The following is a 17,982-nucleotide window of genomic DNA, read 5'->3' as shown; positions in this document are numbered from 1 at the left end:
TGGTACGGACAGGGGCGGCTCGGGAACGATCGGGCAAAAACAGGTGACAGGTAAATCAGGCCGCAGCGCGCTGCTGGAGCACTTCCAGCGCGGGCAGCGTCTTGCCTTCCAGGAACTCCAGGAAGGCGCCGCCGCCGGTGGAGATATAGCCCACGCGGTCGGCGATGTGGTACTTGGCGATGGCGGCCAGCGTGTCACCGCCGCCCGCGATCGAGAAACCCTTGGAATTGGCGATGGCCTCGGCCAGCACCTTGGTGCCGTTGCCGAACTGGTCGAACTCGAACACGCCCACCGGGCCGTTCCAGACGATGGTGCCGGCGGCCTGGAGCTGGTCCGCCAGCTGGGCGGMGGTCTTGGGGCCGATGTCGAGGATCATGTCGTCGTCGGTCACGTCCTTGACATCCTTGACCGTGGCGGCGGCCGTGGCGCTGAATTCCTTGGCGCAGACCACGTCCACCGGAATCGGCACCGAGGCGCCACGGCGGGCCATGATGTCGATGATGGCCTGGGCGTCGCCAACCAGGTCGTGCTCGGCCAGCGATTTACCGATCTTCAGGCCGGCGGCCAGCATGAAGGTGTTGGCGATGCCGCCGCCGACGATCAGCTGGTCCACCTTGTCCGCCAGGGACTTGAGGATGGTCAGCTTGGTGGAAACCTTGGAGCCGGCCACGATGGCGACCAGCGGGCGGGCCGGCTGGCCCAGCGCGCGGCCCAGCGCGTCGATCTCGGCCGCCAGCAGCGGGCCGGCGCAGGCCACGGGTGCGTACTTGGCGATGCCGTGCGTGGTGGCCTCGGCGCGGTGCGCGGTGCCGAAGGCGTCGTTGACGTAGACGTCGCACAGCTTGGCCATCTTCTGGGCCAGTTCGTCGCTGTTCTTCTTCTCGCCCTTGTTCACGCGGCAGTTCTCGAGCAGCACCACCTGGCCGGGCGCCACGTCCACGCCATCGACCCAGTTCTGCACCAGCCGCACGGGCTTGCCGAGCAGTTCGGACAGGCGTTCGGCGATCGGGGCCAGCGAGTCCTCGGGCTTGAATTCACCCTCGGTCGGGCGGCCCAGGTGGGACGTCACCATCACGGCCGCGCCGGCCTTCAGGCAGGCCTCGATGGCCGGCACCGACGCACGGATGCGGGTGTCTTCCGTGATCTTGCCGGCATCGTCCTGTGGCACGTTCAGATCGGCGCGGATAAACACGCGCTTGCCGGAGAGATTGCCTTGGGAGATGAGATCGGTGAGACGCAGGACAGAGGTCATGGCGAGTAGAAACGGGACTGGGCGGTACGCCAACAGCACGCGGCCGCGTTGGAAATCGGGGAAACCGGCATTTTACCTGATCGCCGTCACGGTTTTATGCGATTGGCCCTCGAAATGACGCCAACATCACTAATACCCACCCCGTGGGCGAAAGTGCCAGGAGCGCATCGGACTTCACTGCAAACCCCCTCGAAAGAAGGGTACAGGTATCTCTGGCGGGCTGCCCCGGTTGGGGTAATGTACGCCCTAATGTACTAAACGTATGCACCGCCAGACACGCATCGCAAAGGTCGCATATTTGGTACATCGCATCATCAGTTGCAGCCAGCGAGCCGGMATCGACCGGCAATAACAAAAAGCCATCCCACCCGACCCGCCCCGTTTCGAGGGCACCGGCGGCCGGATGGTCCATTGTCGTGAATGCAGGGGTAGATCCGATGGACCAAGCAAGCATGCACGGGGCAATCCGTGGGCTTTACGAAGGCATTCTGGACCCCGGCGCGTGGCACAAGAGCCTGTGCGCGCTGACCGATATGGCGGGTAGCGCACATGCGTCGATGATGGTGTGGGACACCGTGCGCGACCAGGTCACCGTGAACGAGATCGTCAATCCGGTGCCGGAACTGTTCACTGCGTACGAGAACGAGTACCAGGCCATCGATCCAGCCAAGATCTTCGCCCCCCGGCTGGTGCCCGGCGCCTGGTATATCGATGCACGCGACCTCGGCCCGCAGGCCATGGCGCGGCATCCGTTCTACTGCGACTTCTTCAACCGTTTCGACCTGCGCTCCTACGTGGCCTGCCTGGTGGAACGACAGCCCCACTACGAAGTGTATTTCTCGATGCAGCGCGCGTTGAGCCAGGACGCCTTCTCGGGCGAGGACACCCGTGCGCTCGACTGGGTGGTGCCGCATATGCGCAGCGCCATCGCCCTGCGCGAACGCACCATGGGGCTGTCCACGCTGGCGTCGGTGTCCGCGCGGCTGCTGGAGCGGCTCGCCTTCGCCGTGGCCGTCTACACGCCGGACCGCCACCTGCTGCTGGCTAATACCGCCGGCGAGCGCTGGGCGCGCCGGCTCGACCCCACTGGCAAGACCGGCGACTGGCGCCTCTCGCGCGGTTTTGCCGAGATGGTCCAGGCCGCCTGCCATCCCCACCAGCCGCAAGCCGCGCAGGCCGCGCGCGCCACCGACAAGACCGGCGCCATGGCCGAGGTGCTGGTCCTGCCCTTGCCGCCCTCCCACATCCTCGCCGCCTCCTGGCAGCAACCCGCCGCGCTGGTGGTGGTGCACGAGGCCGGCGCCCCATCCGTGCTGCTCGATACCGTGCTGCGCGACCTGTACGCGCTCACGCCGGCCGAGACGCGGCTGGCCACGCGGCTGGCCTGCGGCGAAGGACTACCCGAGGCGAGCCGACAGATGCGCATCCGCCACGAGACCGCGCGCACACAGCTCAAGTCCATCTTCCTGAAGACGGGCTGCGGCAGCCAGGCCCGCCTCACGCAGATGCTGACCCGGCTCGCCACCACGCTCGAGGGCGGCTAGCGCCCTCCCCTGCATCGCCCCTTGCCCCTGTCGCGCCCCCGCGGCAGGCATGCGAAGTCTTGACGCGCGCCCGCCTCACCGGAACCGGGCATACCTTCGCGCGCCACGCCGGACCCCAAGGCATGAACGACGGACAAATGCACGAGACCATTCGAAGTCTCTACCAAGGTGTTTTCGAAACGGGCGCCTGGCAGCGGAGCCTGGTCGCCCTGTGTGGCGCGAGCGGCAGTTCGCAGGCGTCGCTGATCGTGCGCAACCGGGCGCTGGACCGCGTGGTGGTGACCCACGCCGTCGACTACAAGCCGGACGCCATGGAGGCCTACACCTCCCACTACTACCAGTTCGACCCGAGCCGGCCGTTCGCCGAGCGCCTTGGCGTGGGCGACTGGTATATCGACCATCGCGACGTGGGCGAGCAGGTCATGCGTGCCAGCCCGTTCTATGGCGAGTTCCTGCGCGACCTCAATATCGCGTCGGTCATGTCGTGCCTCATCGAGCGGCATCCCACCTACGAGATCTACCTGTCGCTGCAACGGCCGCTCGACGCCAATGTCTACGCGGAAGCGGATGCCCTGGCGCTGGACTGGGTGATTCCGCACCTGCGCGATGCCCTCGGCCTGCGCGAGCGCATGCAGGAGCTGGCCACGCGGGGGCGATTGTCGGAAGACATGCTGAACCGGCTGCCCTTCGGGGTGGTGGTGTTCGATCTGGCCGGCAAGCCGCTGTTCGCCAACCAGTCCGGCGAGCCGTGGGTGCGGCGCCTGATGCCGGCCGCCTTCTTCGGGCCGCGCGCCAGCGCGCCGACGGACAGCGCCTTCTGGCAGTTCTCGCGCCCGTTTCCCGAGGTGCTTCGCGCCGTGGCCGCGCCAGACACCCTGCAGGCCGCGCAGGCCATCCAGGCCGCCGGGCCGGATGGCCGCACCGCGCAGATCGTGACGCTGGCGCTGGCGCCGATGGCGCAGAGCCTGCCCGGCATGGAGACCCACACCGTGCTGGCCGCCATCCACGAACGCTATGGCACGCCGCGCGCCATGCCGGCCATCCTGCGCGACCTCTTCGGCCTCACGCCGGCGGAAACGCGGCTGGCCGCGCTGCTGACGCAGGGCGTTGGCCTGCCGGACGCGTGCGCGCAGCTCGGCATCAAGCGCGAAACCAGCCGCACGCAGGTCAAGTCGATCTTCAACAAGACCCGCACCAGCACGCAGGCGCAACTGGCTCACCTGCTGACCCGGCTCAGCACGATGCTGACCGAGCCATCGCGCTATTAATTAGTGGTGGGAAGAAGACAGCCGGCTCAGGTGAGCAGCCGCAGCGCGGTGTACACCGCCATGCCGACCACGATCATCCCGACCATGCGGCGCGTGAACAGGTAGAACACCGTGGCCGCGATGCCGGCCATCAGCTTGGCGTTCATCGGCGAGATGGTGAAATGGCCCTGCCAGGTCATGAATTCCGGCACGATGATGGCCGCCAGCGCCGCCGCCGGGGCGTAGCGCAGCGCGCGCTGGAGGCGGTCCGGCACGGACACGCGCTCGCCGGCCATCAGGAACAGCGCCCGCGTGAGCACCGTCACCACGGCCATGCCGACGATGGCGATCCAGGTTTCGACGTGGCTCATGCGCGGTCTCCGGTCTGGGGTTCCGGCTGCGGCTCGGATATCGCGCGGGCCTCGGCCTTGGCCTTGTCCTTCCGCGCGCGGATGCCGCGCAGCGTGGCGCGCGCCGCCAGTTCGTCGCTGGCCATGCCCGCCGCCAGCGCACCCACCACGGCCACCACCAGCGCCAGCCGGTACGGGAGGTCGAAGCACAGCAGCGCCAGCACGGCGGACACCACCACGGCCATCAGCGTGGAGCGCGAGTTGATCGTGGCGATCATCACCGGAATCAGCGCCATCACGCCGGCCAGCCCGAGGCCCCAGGCGTCCGGGAACACGCTGGCCAGCAGGATGCCGAGCAGCGACGAGACCTGCCAGGTGGCGCAGTTGACCAGCGCCATCCCCCAGAAATAGCCCTCCTTGCCCGGCGCGTAGCCCGGCTCGACGTACTTCTGCATGAAATAGACGAAGTGGAGGTCGCCGTTGAAGAAGCCCAGCACGGTGCGCCGGCCCATCGGCAGATAGCTGAAGTGCGGCTGGAGCGCCGCGCTGAAAATGACGAAGCGCAGGTTGACCACGGCGGCGGTCAGCCAGATGGTCCAGATCGGCAGGCCGGCCGCGAACAGCGGCAGTACGGCCAGCTGGGCGGAGCCGGCGTAGACCAGCAGTGACATGCCGATGGCCTCGGGCACGGTCAGCGCCGACTTGCTCATGGCCACCCCGGTGACCAGGCCCCACGAGAACACCGCGGGCAGGGAAGGCGCGAAATAGCGTGCGCCGTCGAGAAAACCGTTGCGCTCCACCTCGGCAAATCGATGCCAGAGGCGCAACCACACCGGGGACGACTGTCGGGGTGTCATAGCAGAGGACGAGAAGGGTACGGCCAGCGCGGGGAGCGGGGCCGTCGGGGGCACCGCCGGCATCGCGCCGGCGGCAAAGCAGACATTATAGGCGCGTGCCCGCCGCTGGTAAGCGGCGGCTTAAAAGTGCACGCACCGAGTGTTGTTTCGTGGAGAATCGGGGCCCCGGCGCCCCTCCTTCCTCACCCAGCCGCTATGCCGGGCGGCTCGTGGGCGCCAGCGGCGCGGCTTCGGCGGCAGGCGCGTTGGTCGGATCCATAGCCGGGTCCGTCTCGTCATCCCCGCCGCCGGCCTGTCCCAGATCGATGCCTGACGTCTCCGGCAGCAACGCCGCCGAGACCATCACCACCGCGTAGCCCACCCCGGCCACCATGGCGATGGCCAGCGCCAGCGAGGTCCGCCCGCTGTTGAGCCAGCCCACGGCGAGCGGAAAGAACGAGCCGATCACCCGGCCGAGGTTGTACGACACGCCATACCCCGTGGCGCGCACGGCACTTGGGTACGACTCCGAGATCGTCGCGCCAATTCCCGAGAACACGCCCTGCATCAGCACCCCGAGCGGGAAGCCGAGGAACAGCATCGACGTATTGCTGACCGGAATCACCATATAGATCATCGCCATGACGAAAGCGCCGGCGGCGAACGCCATATAGGTCACGCGGCGGCCCCAGCGGTCCGTGGCGTAGGCGCCGGCCACGTAGCCGACCAGCGAACCGAGGATGGTCACCGCCAGGTAGGAGCTGGTGCCGAACACGGACAGCCCCCGCTCGGTCTTCAGGAAGGTGGGCAGCCAGGTGGCGATGGCGTAGTAGGCGCCCAGCATGCCGCCCGACAGCAGGCTGCACAGCACGGTCTTGCGCAGCAGCGGCGCGCGGAACACGCGCGCGAGATCGGCCCCCGGCGAGACCTTGCCCCGCGCGGCCCGGCTCTTGAGGAAGACTTCCGGCTCCTGCAGGTTGCGGCGCAGGTAGATCACCACCAACGCCGGCAGGATGCCGAGGAAGAAGCAGACGCGCCACGCCGTTTCCGGCTCGAACAGGTTGAACGTGATGGCGTAGGCGATGGCCGCCCCGCCCCAGCCGAACGAATAGCTGCTGGCGGTGAAGCCCGAGTACTTGCCGCGATGGGCCGGATTGCGGATCAGCTCGGTCACCAGCACCATGCACAGCGACGATTCGCCGCCGAAGCCCAGCCCCTGGAGCATGCGGAACACCAGCAACTGCTCGGGCGAATTCGCCATGCCGCAGAGGAAGCACGACACCGCGAACACGATGATGGTCCAGCGCAGCACGCGCACGCGGCCGAAGCGGTCCGCCAGCAGCCCGGCGCCCACCGCGCCAACCAGCGACGAGACCAGCGTCCAGGTGACGATGGCGCCCGCCATCGACTTGCTCATGCCCCACTGCGCCAGCAGCGTGGAGATGAGGAAGGAATAGATCATGAAGTCGAACACATCGACCGCATGACCGAGAAACGCGCCGTAGAACCCCTTGCGCTCGGCGCGCGACAGCTCCTTGAACCAGTCCATCATGATGGTTTCCTCCCAGTCTTCCGTTGTTATCGATCGATGCCGGCCGATGCCAGCCCGCGCGGCGGTTGGTAGCCGTAGCCGGCGGCCTCCAGCAATTGGGCGAAGCGCAGCGAGGTGAGATCGCCCCAGCGCCGCGCCACGATCTGCACGCCGCACGGCAGGCCGTCCCCCGCCGGGCCGATCGGCGCCACCGTGGACGGCAACCCGCACAGCCCCGAATGGCCGGCCCAGAACAGTTGCGTGGTCAGCGGCATCGGCTGGCCGTTCACCGGCAGCGTGCGCTGCCACGGCTCGCCGGCTTCGTCGAGCGGGAACGCGGTGGTGGCGGCGGCCGGGCACAGCAGCACGTCGTAATCGGCGAAGAAGCGGCGCCAGCTTTCGGCAAAACGGTCGCGCGCGGCCTGCAGGCGGAGCCAGTCGCGATGGGTCAGCGTGACGCCGGTGAACTGCAGCGTGGCGTAGTCGTCACCCGCATCGGGCTGGGCACGGGCCAGCGCGTCGGCGAAGGCGGCGTCATCCATATAGACGGCGGTCGTGGCGCGCAGCAGCAGCACATAGGTGCGCCACAGCGCGGCGGCGTCGAAGTCCGGGCGCACGTGCCAGTCMACCTTGGCGCCCTGCCCGGCCAGCCAGTGGCCGAGCGCCTCGATGGGCTGGCTGACGGTGGCATCGACATCGGCCAGCGGATGCGTCGGCAGCACCGCCACGCGGAAGTCGGCCAGACGCTGGTGCGGGCAGACCGGCAGGTCCAGCCGCCAGGCGGGCGCGAGGTCCACGTCCGGGCCGGCGATGGCGCGCAGCACCAGTTCGAGGTCGCGCGCGCTGCGGGCGACCGGGCCGGCCACGTTGATGTCCTGCTCGGCAAACCCGGCCGGCGCGTTGCCGTGGCCGCGCAGCGGCACCAGCCCGTGACTGCTCTTGTGCGAGAACACGCCGCAGTAGTGCGCCGGGTTGCGCAACGACGAGCCGATATCGGAGCCCACATCGAAAAAGCTCATGCCGGCGCAGACCGCCGCCGCGCTGCCGCCCGAGGAACCGCCGGGCGTGCGCGTCGGATCGTGCGGATTGCGCGTGGTGCCGTAGATCGCGTTGTAGCTCTGCCAGTCGCGCAGGCCCAGCGGCACATTGGTCTTGCCGAGCAGGATCGCGCCCTGCGCGCGCAGGCGCTGCACCACCACGGCGTCGCGCTCGGCACGATGATCGGCGCGCGCCGGGCTGCCGCAGGTGGTGGGCCAGCCGGCCACGTCGAACGATTCCTTGATCGAGAACGGCACGCCGTCCAGCGGCCCGAGCGCCGCGCCGGCCTGCCGGCGGCGGTCGCTCTCACGGGCTGCGGTGTGCGCGGCATCGAAGTCGGGCAGGACAAGGGCGTTGATCGTCGCATGATGGGCGACCCACGCGGCGTGGCAGGACGCGACCAGCGCCTGCGCGGTGGTCTCGCCACGGGCAAGCCGGTCGGCGGCTACCCAGATCGGCAAAAAGCAGTCGTCCAGCCGGCCAGGGTCGGCCGGTGGCAGGTCAGGCAGGGTCACGTGCGCTCCGTGTGTTGTCTTGGGCCGGCGCGTGGGCGCGGCGGCCTGAGGGGGCTTATCGATACGGCGGCGGATACAGCAATCGGTATACTATATTCACAAATCCAAAATTCACAAGGCAGTATTTGTGCCAAGGTGATTTGCACCGCAACAAGGCAGGATGCGGCTTTTCGGGGGATGGGCGCATGCGGGCGCGTGTGCGCTGCACCATCATCGGGAGCGCTTTGGTATACCGTTTGGTGCGAGAGGAGATTAGCGCCGCAGCAGGCCGACCAGTTCGTCGATGTCGGGCAAGGCGGCGGCGCGGCCCGTGGCTTCGCCTTCGGTGGCGTCGAGCACGCCGTCCGCCAGGGCGCGCTTGCCTTGGTGGAGGTCCACGATCCGTTCCTCGATGGTCCCGGCGGTAATCAGCCGGTAGACCGTGACCGGCCGCTGCTGGCCGATGCGGTGCGCGCGGCCCATCGCCTGATCCTCGGCGGCGGGATTCCACCAGGGGTCGGCAATCACGATGTAGTCGGCCGCCGTCAGGTTCAGGCCGAAGCCGCCGGCCTTCAGGCTGATCAGGAAGACATCGCCCGCCCCACCCTGGAACGCGGCCACGCGGCGCGTGCGTTCGCCGGCCGGCGTGGCGCCGTCCAGGTACTGGTAGGCCAGTCCCGCCTCATCCAGCGCGCGCCGCATCAACTGGAGGAAATCGACGAACTGGCTGAACACCAGCGTCTTGTGGCCGTTGGCGGCCAGCGTGGCGGCCAGTTCGGCGAAGGCGCGCACCTTGGCGCCCGGCGCGGCCACCTCGGGCGTGGCCAGACGCGGATCGCACGCGGCGCGGCGCATGCGCATCAGTTGGGCCAGCACGTGGATGCGGGCGTCGGGTTCGGCCGGCGCTGCCGGCTGTGCCTTGCGGCCCTTCCTGGCGGGCGGCCGTAGCAGCGCGCGCTCGGCCTCGGACAGCGCCTGACGGCGCAGGGCCTCGTAGTGGGCGGCCTCAGCCGGCTCGGGCTCCACGCGGATCACGAGTTCGGTGCGCGGCGGCAGTTCGTCCAGCACCTGCGCCTTGGTCCGCCGCAGCACGAACGGCGCGATCATGCGCCGCAGCCGCACGCGCGGCTCCCGCGCGCCATTGCGCTCGATCGGGTTGGCAAAGTGTTCGTTGAAGCGGACCAGCGACCCGAGCAGCCCCGGGTTGCAGAACCGCATCACGGCCCAGAGTTCGGACAGCCGGTTCTCGATCGGCGTGCCGGAAAGCGCCACGCGGCAGTCGGCGGCCAGCGCAAACATGGCCTGCGCGCGGCGCGAGGACGGATTCTTGATCGATTGCGCCTCGTCGGCGATCACCGTGTGCCAGCGCCGCGCGCCGAAATCCTTGCGCGCCTGCTGGAGCAGTTGGTACGAGACGATCACGAGGTCATGGGCGCCGGCCTGCTCGACGATGGCCACGCGGTCCCCCTCGGCATAGAGATGGACGTTGAGCGTGGGGGCGAAGCGGCGCGCCTCGGCGGCCCAGTTGCCGCACACCGAGGTCGGCGCCACGACCAGCGCCGCGCCGTCGGCAGCACGCGCCAGCAGCAGCGCGAGCGACTGGAGCGTCTTGCCCAGCCCCATGTCATCGGCCAGACAGGCGCCGAAACCGGCCTCGGCCAGCGCCATCATCCAGCGGTAGCCTTCTTCCTGATAAGGACGCAGTTCGGTCGCCAGCGTGGCGGGCACGGCGGCGTCCGCCTCCCGCGCGGCCCGCAGCCGGCGCACGCGGGTGCGGAAGTGCGCATCCGGGTCCACGCCGGCGCCGGCCAGCACGTCGTCCAGCCAGGGCGCGGCCACCAGCGGCACGCGGATGCCATCGCGCATGGCATCCCCCACCCCGGCGAGGTCGCGCAGGCGGGCGCGCAACTGCCCGGTCAGCGCCACGTAGACGCCCTGCCCCATCGGCATGAACCGCCCGGCGTGGCCGTGCGCCCAGGCCACCAGCTTCTCGAGCGACATCACCAGCCCCTCGGCCACGCGCAGATGGCCGACGAGCTTGAACCACTCGCTGCCGGTTTCCACGCTGACGGCCAGTTGCGGGAGGTCGGCCGGCAGCAGGCGGATCTCGCGGCCACGCGGCCATTCGAGGTCGATCACACCGGCGAGGCCGGGCAGCATCTCCACGGCGGTCAGGGCGTCTTCGGGATCGTCCAGCGTCCAGGTGTATTCGCCGCCGGGCGGCGAGGATTCGACCAGGAACGGCAGCGCGGCGAAGACTTCGGCCACGTGGGCCAGCTCGGCGTCCAGGTCGCGCTCGGTGGCCATCGCTTCGCCGGCGACGGTCGCCATCAGCTGCGCGCGGCCCGCGCCGGGCGCCAGCCGGGGCCCCATCGGGCCCAGCGGCGTGACCACCAGCCGCAGGCCGATGCCGCGCCCCACCGGCGCCACTTCGGCGCGCAGGCGGGTTTCCGGCTCGCGCAGGCGGGCTTCGCCCGAACTGTCGGCATGGATCTGGAAATGGCCGGCCAGCGCGCGCAGCGTGGTGTCCAGCCGGGCGTGGGCGTCGGCGGGCACGGCCAGCCCATCGGCAATCAGGCGGGCGGCCTGCTGCTGTGCGGCGGAGAAGCGGATCACGCGGAGGCGGCGTGGGCCGTCCTGGAGCACCGTGATCTGGCGCAGCGCCTCGGCTTCCTCGCGCGCGGCAGGGGGCAGCAAGTCTTCCATGGCGGGMGCGGGACGCAGCGGGGGGGCGATGCGGAGCACGTAGCGGTCGCCGCCGTTGCCAACCTCCCGGACCGCTTCCAGCGTGGGCGCGGCCTCGGTGACCTCCATCGGCACAGTCGGCGCGTGGGACAGCACCACCCCGGGGTGCCCCACCAGCGCCATCACGGCGGCGGCGCKGTCCAGCACATGGCGGCGGTTGCGCGAGCGGTCGCGGCGGATGGCCCGGGCCACGCGGGCGTCCCACGGCGCCAGGGTGTCGTCCTCGGCTACCCGGGCCAGCGGGATCGGCCGGGGCTTGCCCCAGCCGCGCGGGCCGTAGGCCTGCTCCAGCGGCTCCACCAGTCCCGGCACCCCATCGGCATCGATGGTCAGCGCCCACAACAGGCGGCGCCGGCCGCCCTCGACAGGGGCTTCCGCGCCGGCCAGCGCGGCCAGTTCGCCCAGCGCTTCCTGCCAGCGGTGATCGTCGTCGGGGGTGGTGGGGAGCGCGGACAAGGGCAAAAGGGGTAAAAAGAGAGGCCRGGAGGATCGGAACGGCGATTGTAGTCCCCCCGCCMGGCCGCGTTGGCACATCAGTGCGCGCGGCTTACAATGGCGGCCTTGTGACATTTCTGGTGCAGAGGGAGACAACCATGTCGATGGCGGATCGCGACGGCAAGATCTGGATGGACGGCAAGCTGATTGAGTGGCGCGATGCCAAGATTCACGTCCTGACGCACACCCTGCACTACGGCATGGGCGTATTCGAGGGCGTGCGCGCCTACAAGACGCCGGCCGGCACCGCGATTTTCCGCCTCAAGGAGCACACGCGCCGCCTGTTCAACTCGGCCAAGATCTTCCAGATGGCCATGCCGTTCGACGAAGCGACGCTCGAGGCCGCCCAGCGCGAGGTGGTGCGGGCCAACAATCTCGAGTCGTGCTACATCCGCCCGCTGGTCTGGATCGGCTCCGAGAAGCTCGGCGTGTCCGCCAAGGGCAACACCATCCACGTGGCCATCGCCGCCTGGCCGTGGGGCGCCTATCTGGGCGAAGAGGGGCTGGAGCGCGGCATCCGCGTCAAGACCTCGTCGTTCACGCGCCACCATGTGAATGTGTCGCTGGTGCGCGCCAAGGCGAGCGGCTACTACATCAACTCGATCCTGGCCAACCAGGAGGCCACCGGCCTCGGCTACGACGAGGCGCTGCTGCTCGACACCGACGGCTACGTGAGCGAGGGCTCGGGCGAGAACGTGTTCATCGTGCGCAATGGCGTGATCTACACGCCGGACCTGGCCTCGTGCCTGGACGGCATCACCCGTGACGCCACGCTGACCATTGCCCGCGACCTCGGCATCGAGGTGCGCGAAAAGCGCATCACGCGCGACGAAATGTACTGCGCCGACGAAGCGTTCTTCACCGGCACCGCCGCCGAAGTCACGCCGATCCGCGAACTGGACGACCGCGTGATCKGCGAAGGCCGTCGCGGCCCGGTTACCCAGCGCATCCAGGAAGCGTTCTTTGCCGCCGTGGGCGGCACGGACGAGAAGTACAAGAAGTGGCTGACGCTGGTCTGAGCACCGGCGCCATCCCGATCATTTAAAACAAGCCAGTCACCCTGCAAGCCAAACGCAACACCATGACGCAAACCGCATCCGTCGTCGAAATCGGCGCTGAAGACATGCCCCTCCACTGCCCCACGGGGAACACCCCGACGTGGAACTACCATCCCCGCGTGTTCCTGGACGTGGCCGACACCGGCGAGGTGAAATGCCCGTACTGCGGCACCGTGTACAAGCTCAAGCCGGGCACCGTGCTGAAGGGCCACCACTGAGATCGCGTCCGAGGCACGCGGCCCACGCCGCGCGCCGCCGCACCCCCCTCCCGCCCCGGGCCGCGTTGCGCCCCGGGGCGTTGGCATGTCCGGGCCACGCATCACCCACAATATGAAAAAAGCCCTCGTCATCGCCCCGAACTGGATCGGCGACGCGCTGATGGCGCAGCCGCTGTTCGCGCTGCTCAAGGCGCGCCATCCCCGCATGGTCATCGACGCCCTCGCCCCGAAATGGGTGGCGCCGGTGCTCGCACGCATGCCCGAGATCGGCACCGTGTTCCCGAGCGATCTCGCGCACGGCAAGCTGCAGCTCTCGGCCCGGCTGATGTTCGCGCAGCAGCTCAAGCATGAGGGCTACGACGTGGCCTATGTGCTGCCGAATTCACTCAAATCGTCGCTGATTCCGTTCCTGGCCGGCATTCCGCTGCGCATCGGCTATCGCGGCGAGGCGCGCTTCGGCATGCTCAACGTGCGCCACGCCAATCCGCCGCGCGACAAGCGCCCGCCGATGGTAGAGCACTACGCACGGCTGGCCCTCAAGCCCGGCGGGCGCCTGCCCGAGCACATTCCCGATCCGCAGCTGCGCGTGAAGCCCGAGCGCATGGCCGCCACGGCCGAGCGCTTCGGCATCGCGCCGCAGACCCGGGTGATCGCCTTCTGCCCCGGCGCGGAGTTCGGCCCGGCCAAGCGCTGGCCGGCCGCGCACTTCGCCGAACTGGCGCAGATGCTGCGCCGCTCGTTCCCGTATGCGCAGATCATCACGCTCGGCTCGGCCAAGGATGCCGAGATCGCGGCGGAGATCGTCGCCGGAGCGCCGTTCGTGCGCAACCTGTGCGGCCAGACCTCGCTGGACGACGCGGTGGACCTGCTCGCCCTGTCCGAAGCCGCCGTCTGCAACGACTCCGGCCTGATGCACGTGACCGCCGCACTGAACCGGCCCCAGGTGGCCGTTTTCGGCTCCAGCGACCCGCGCCATACGCCCCCGCTGTCACAGGCTGCGAGTATCATGTGGCTGCAACTCGAGTGCAGCCCCTGCTTCAAACGCGAGTGCCCGCTGGGCCACCTGCGCTGCCTGAAGGACATCGAACCCGAAATGGTGTTCGTCGAGTTGCGCAAGCTCCTGCATCGACCCTGACCACGCCAACATGCCCCGTTTCGCCCGACTGTTCGATTCCGCCGAAGACATCGTCGATGCCTTCCGCGAAGCCATGAAACTGCGCGATGCCGATGGCGCGCTGCGCCTCTGGCTGGACGAGGATTCGGTCACGTGCGTGATGCCCGACGGCCAGCGCCTGATCGGGCACGACCATCTGCGCCAGGCCTTCATGCTGCTGCTGGAGGAACAGCCGGTGCTGATCGACGCCATCGAGACCAGCAGCCATGCCTCGCTCGGCGTGTCGATCTTCGACGTGACCGAGGCGCTGCGCTTTGGCGCGGACCGCGTGGAAGCGGACCTCTACGTGCACACCACCTACGTGCTGATGCAGAACCACGAGGGCTGGCGCCTGGCCCACATCCACTGCAGCCCGGCCAACGCGGTGCAGGTAGCCGCCGTGGCCGCCGCCCCGGGCCAGGCGCTGCACTGACCACTTCGACGTGATGGGCCTGAAGCTGGGCGCCCCCTTCGGCGAGACCTTCCACACGCCGTGGTGGCTGCGCGGCGGCCATGCCCAGACCATCCTCGCGGCCCGCTTCACGCGGCACCGGCGCGTCACGTTCCGGCGCGAACGCTGGGACACCCCCGATGGCGACTTCATCGACGTCGACTGGACCACGCACCCGGTAGCGCCGGGCGCCCCGCTGGTGGTGATGTTCCACGGCCTCGAGGGCGACTCGAACAGCCACTACGCCCAAACCCTGATGGACGCGCTGCGCGCACGCGGCTGGCAGGGCGCCATTCCACATTTCCGGGGCTGTTCGGGCGAGCTGAACCGCGCGCCGCGCTTTTATCATTCGGGCGATTCCGCCGAGATCCGCTGGGTGCTGGAGCGGCTGCGCCAACGGGTGCAGCCCGGACGGGCGGAAGGACAGCGCATGCTGGCAGTCGGCATCTCGCTCGGCGGCAATGCCCTGCTGCGCTATCTGGGCGAGGAAGGCCACGGCGCGCGCTTCCTCTCGGCGGCGGCGGCCATCTCGGCCCCGCTCGACCTCGCGGCGGGCGGCGCGGCGCTCTCCCAGGGCTTCAACCTGATCTATACCCGGATGTTCCTGCAGACGCTGAAGCGCAAGTCGCTGGCCAAGCTCGACCAGTTTCCGGGCCTGTTCGACCGCGCGACGATGCTGGCGAGCCGCGACCTCTACGCCTTCGACAACGTGGTCACCGCGCCGCTGCACGGCTTCCGCGATACCGACGACTACTGGATGCGCGCCGCCAGCAAGCCGGTGCTGGGCGAGATCCGCATTCCCACGCTGGTGCTGAACGCGCGCAACGACCCCTTCCTGCCCGGCCAGCACCTGCCGAGCCAGGCCGAGGTCAGCCCCGACGTGCTGCTGGAGCAGCCCGCGCACGGCGGCCACGTCGGCTTCATGACGCCGCGCGCCGGCGTGCTGGGCCACCTGCCGCTGTTCCCGGTGGCGGGCCATATCGAATGGCTGCCCACGCGCATCCTCGACTACTTCGACAGCGTGGGTGGAACGCGCCAGACGGCGTAGGAGACAACCATGGATGACATCGTCAAGCAGGCGATGGCCCGCTGGCCCAACGTGCCGAACGCGTACGGATGGCTGGCGCTGGACCGGCGCGGGCAATGGCGCCTGCGCAACGAGTTCGCCCAGGAGCACGGGCTGTCCGGCGACCCGATCCGCCACGAGGCGCTGATCCACTTCATCGAACGCAACTACACCCACGACGCGCGCGGCGCCTGGTTCTTCCAGAACGGGCCGCAGCGGGTGTTCGTCTCGCTCGGCTACGCGCCGTGGATCGTGCGGATGCACGACGGCGCGCTGGCCACCACCACCGGGCGGCCGTTCAGCGTGGCGGCCTGCCATGCCGACGAGCACGGCAACGTGGTGCTGGCGGGGACGGTGGAAGGTCTGGGGGATGGGGACGGAGATGGCGCGCCGGTGCAGGCCGCGCTGCTGCACGACCATGACCTCGATGCCTTCAGCAGCGCCTGCACCTGGCATGGCGAGGGGTGCGGTGCGGCGCTGGGGGTGTTCCATCACGCCGGGCGCGATTTCGACATCGAACCGATTGCCGAGGACGAGGTGCCGACGCGCTTCGGCTTCGTGCGAACACCTGCACCCGCACCGGAAGCCGAAGCTGGCTGAGGCCCAGCCTCAGTTCGGCATGCCCTTGTTGTCCTGCTTTTCCTCGCGGAACTGCAGCTGGAGCTGGTGCAGCCGCGCATCGACCTCGGACAGCGAGTAGAAATCGCCATCATTGGCCTTGCGGGCGATCTGCAATTGCTCGATGGCCGCCTGGTAGGACCCGTCCATCGCGTACTTCTCGGCCAGCGCCTGATGCTGCTGCAGCCGCTTGCCCTGCGCCGCGTAGGCGCGCGCGAGCAGCTCCCACCATTCGGCACGCGCCTTTTCCTCGCGCGTGCGGGCGCGCAGGAAGGTCACGGCGTCGCCCAGCTTGCCGGCGGCGACCAGCGAATCGGCATACGTCAGCGCCACGGCATGAGAGAGCGGGAACGCGCGCATCGAGGCGTTGGCCTGCGTCAGCGCTTCCTGCGGACGGCCCTCGGCGCGCGCCAGCTCGATCGCCATGACATCCAGCATCGGACTGCCCGAGGTGGCGGATGGAATCGTGCCATAGAGCCGGCGCGCCTCGGCCAGCGCCCGGTCGGCATCCGCGTAGCGGCCCAGCCGCTGGTTGGCGAAGGCGATGCCGTAATAGATCGCCGGCTGCCGCACCGGCGAGGCGTTCGCCACTTGCGACTGGAACGTCTCCAGCACGTTGCGCTGGTCGTTGGGGGTGGTGGCCTGGATGACGCGCGCCCGCGCGCGCGCGAACTCGTATTCGGGCGTGTTGCCAACCTTGCGGGCGGTCACGTGGCGCACGCGGTCCTGCATGTCGGCGATCCGCTCGGAGGTCAGCGGGTGGGTGCGCACATAGGCCGGGATCGAGTTGTCCGAGATGCCGGTCACGCGCTGCAGCCGCGAGAAGAAATCGGGCATGCCCTGCGGGTCGAAGCCGGCAGCGGTCATGATCTGGAAGCCGACGCGGTCAGCCTCGCGCTCGGCCCCGCGCGAGAAGGACAGCTGGTTGGCCACGGCCGCGCCCTGCCCGCCCATCGCCAGCGCCGCCGCTGCATCGCCGCTCTTGGTGGCCGCCAGCCCGGCCAGCACCATCGACGCCAGCGCGATCCACATCGACTCATCCTGCTTGGTGATGCCGCGCGCGATATGGCGCTGCATCACGTGGCCGATTTCATGGCCGAGCACGGAGGCAAGTTCCGATTCGGTCTCGGACTGGACCAGCAGCCCGGTATGCACGCCGATATAGCCGCCCGGCAGCGCGAAGGCGTTGATCGAGCGGTCCCGCACGCCAAACAGCTCGAAACCGGTGGCGAAGGTGCCCGCGCCATTCGAACCGGCCACGTTCTGGCGGCGCGCGGCCTGCACCAGCCGGTAGCCGAGCGCGTTCAGGTAATCGTTGAGCAGCGCGTCCGAGACATAGTCGGTATCGCGGCGGATATCCCGCATGATCCGGTCGCCCAGCCGCCGCTCCATGTCCGGCGACAGCGATGCCGTGGACGGGTCGCCGAGGTCCGGGAGCTGCAGGCTGCCGCCCTCCACCACCGGGTTATTGGTCCGCAATCCGAATTCGGATTTCTGACCCGCCCTGACACTGCGGTTGAGATTGTCGTAGACCTGATCGCTGGCGTCGGGCACCAGCTCCGTAGTGGGCGCCGGCTGCTGCGAGGACGGCGCCAGCCGCGCGGCGGGTACGGTCAAGCCCTGCGGCCAGGCCGGCGCGGCCATGGTCAGCACGAGGGCGGCGGCCACGGCACGGGCAAGTGACGCGCGCATGGCGGGGGCGGCCAAAGCAGCGGGAGCGGTGTCGGCGGCGCGCGCCGGAGCGGGCAGGCGGCGGCGCCAGGAGGTCTTGGGCATATTGCTATGATAGCGGCCTCCGCCGCGCGTTCCCAATCCGGCAGACCCCTTGCCCCGCGTTGTTTCTCCGGATTGCGACGGGCGCTATTTCATCMCTCGAATTCTGACGC

General features: G+C 69.2%; 15 protein-coding genes. 8 read left to right on the top strand and 7 right to left on the bottom strand.

What is annotated here, in order from left to right; translation table 11 throughout:
- Positions 1-55: 55 nt before the first annotated feature.
- Positions 56-1,252 (bottom strand): phosphoglycerate kinase, encoded by a 1,197-nt coding sequence (locus tag AC1EJR_RS13785; protein WP_477147210.1) that lies wholly within the window; start codon positions 1,250-1,252, stop codon positions 56-58.
- A gap of 437 nt (positions 1,253-1,689) precedes the next feature.
- On the opposite strand from AC1EJR_RS13785, the gene AC1EJR_RS13780 reads away from it, so the two are divergent.
- Positions 1,690-2,796, top strand: coding sequence for a helix-turn-helix transcriptional regulator (locus AC1EJR_RS13780; RefSeq protein WP_092292043.1), 1,107 nt, complete (start codon positions 1,690-1,692; stop codon positions 2,794-2,796).
- A 122-nt stretch (positions 2,797-2,918) separates the two neighbouring features.
- Complete coding sequence (locus AC1EJR_RS13775; RefSeq protein WP_441645009.1) at positions 2,919-4,064, top strand: helix-turn-helix transcriptional regulator; 1,146 nt, start codon at positions 2,919-2,921, stop codon at positions 4,062-4,064.
- 26 nt (positions 4,065-4,090) lie between these two features.
- Here the strand turns inward: AC1EJR_RS13775 and AC1EJR_RS13770 are convergent, their stop codons facing one another.
- The 5 genes from AC1EJR_RS13770 to AC1EJR_RS13750 form a co-directional block, all read right to left on the bottom strand.
- Positions 4,091-4,414, bottom strand: a complete 324-nt coding sequence (locus AC1EJR_RS13770) for an AzlD domain-containing protein (RefSeq protein ID WP_092292039.1) — start codon at positions 4,412-4,414, stop codon at positions 4,091-4,093.
- Positions 4,411-5,250 carry an AzlC family ABC transporter permease gene (locus AC1EJR_RS13765; RefSeq protein ID WP_477113363.1) on the bottom strand — a complete coding sequence of 280 codons (840 nt, stop codon included), beginning with the start codon at positions 5,248-5,250 and terminating at the stop codon, positions 4,411-4,413. Before AC1EJR_RS13765 ends, AC1EJR_RS13770 begins: the two co-directional genes overlap by 4 nt.
- A 193-nt stretch (positions 5,251-5,443) precedes the next feature.
- The gene (locus tag AC1EJR_RS13760; protein ID WP_092292035.1) at positions 5,444-6,781 is read right to left on the bottom strand and encodes an MFS transporter; all 1,338 of its coding nucleotides are present in this window, start codon (positions 6,779-6,781) and stop codon (positions 5,444-5,446) included.
- 26 nt (positions 6,782-6,807) lie between these two features.
- Positions 6,808-8,313, bottom strand: coding sequence for an amidase (locus AC1EJR_RS13755; protein WP_477113362.1), 1,506 nt, complete (start codon positions 8,311-8,313; stop codon positions 6,808-6,810).
- Between the two features lie 252 nt (positions 8,314-8,565).
- Positions 8,566-11,493, bottom strand: a complete 2,928-nt coding sequence (locus tag AC1EJR_RS13750; protein WP_477147209.1) for an SNF2-related protein — start codon at positions 11,491-11,493, stop codon at positions 8,566-8,568.
- A 137-nt stretch (positions 11,494-11,630) separates the two neighbouring features.
- Between AC1EJR_RS13750 and AC1EJR_RS13745 the strand changes: the two genes are divergently transcribed.
- The 6 genes from AC1EJR_RS13745 (at position 11,631) to AC1EJR_RS13720 (ending at position 16,078) form a co-directional block, all read left to right on the top strand.
- A complete protein-coding gene (locus AC1EJR_RS13745) occupies positions 11,631-12,551 on the top strand; it encodes a branched-chain amino acid transaminase (RefSeq protein ID WP_477147208.1) in 921 nt (306 codons plus the stop codon).
- 62 nt (positions 12,552-12,613) lie between these two features.
- Positions 12,614-12,808 (top strand): zinc-finger domain-containing protein, encoded by a 195-nt coding sequence (locus AC1EJR_RS13740; RefSeq protein ID WP_092292027.1) that lies wholly within the window; start codon positions 12,614-12,616, stop codon positions 12,806-12,808.
- 112 nt (positions 12,809-12,920) lie between these two features.
- Entirely contained in the window at positions 12,921-13,943 is a 1,023-nt protein-coding gene (waaF, locus tag AC1EJR_RS13735; protein WP_092292025.1) for a lipopolysaccharide heptosyltransferase II, read from the top strand.
- 10 nt (positions 13,944-13,953) lie between these two features.
- The gene (locus tag AC1EJR_RS13730; protein WP_092292023.1) at positions 13,954-14,394 is read left to right on the top strand and encodes a YybH family protein; all 441 of its coding nucleotides are present in this window, start codon (positions 13,954-13,956) and stop codon (positions 14,392-14,394) included.
- Positions 14,395-14,407: 13 nt separating this feature from the next.
- Positions 14,408-15,460, top strand: coding sequence for a YheT family hydrolase (locus AC1EJR_RS13725; protein ID WP_092292021.1), 1,053 nt, complete (start codon positions 14,408-14,410; stop codon positions 15,458-15,460).
- A 9-nt stretch (positions 15,461-15,469) separates the two neighbouring features.
- Complete coding sequence (locus tag AC1EJR_RS13720) at positions 15,470-16,078, top strand: DUF2946 family protein (RefSeq protein WP_092292019.1); 609 nt, start codon at positions 15,470-15,472, stop codon at positions 16,076-16,078.
- A 9-nt stretch (positions 16,079-16,087) separates the two neighbouring features.
- Here the strand turns inward: AC1EJR_RS13720 and AC1EJR_RS13715 are convergent, their stop codons facing one another.
- Complete coding sequence (locus AC1EJR_RS13715; RefSeq protein ID WP_477113361.1) at positions 16,088-17,872, bottom strand: beta-barrel assembly-enhancing protease; 1,785 nt, start codon at positions 17,870-17,872, stop codon at positions 16,088-16,090.
- Positions 17,873-17,982 lie beyond the last annotated feature (110 nt).

This window comes from Cupriavidus sp. 05T42, from assembly GCF_056396345.1.
This window is presented reverse-complemented; position numbering and strand designations above follow the sequence as displayed.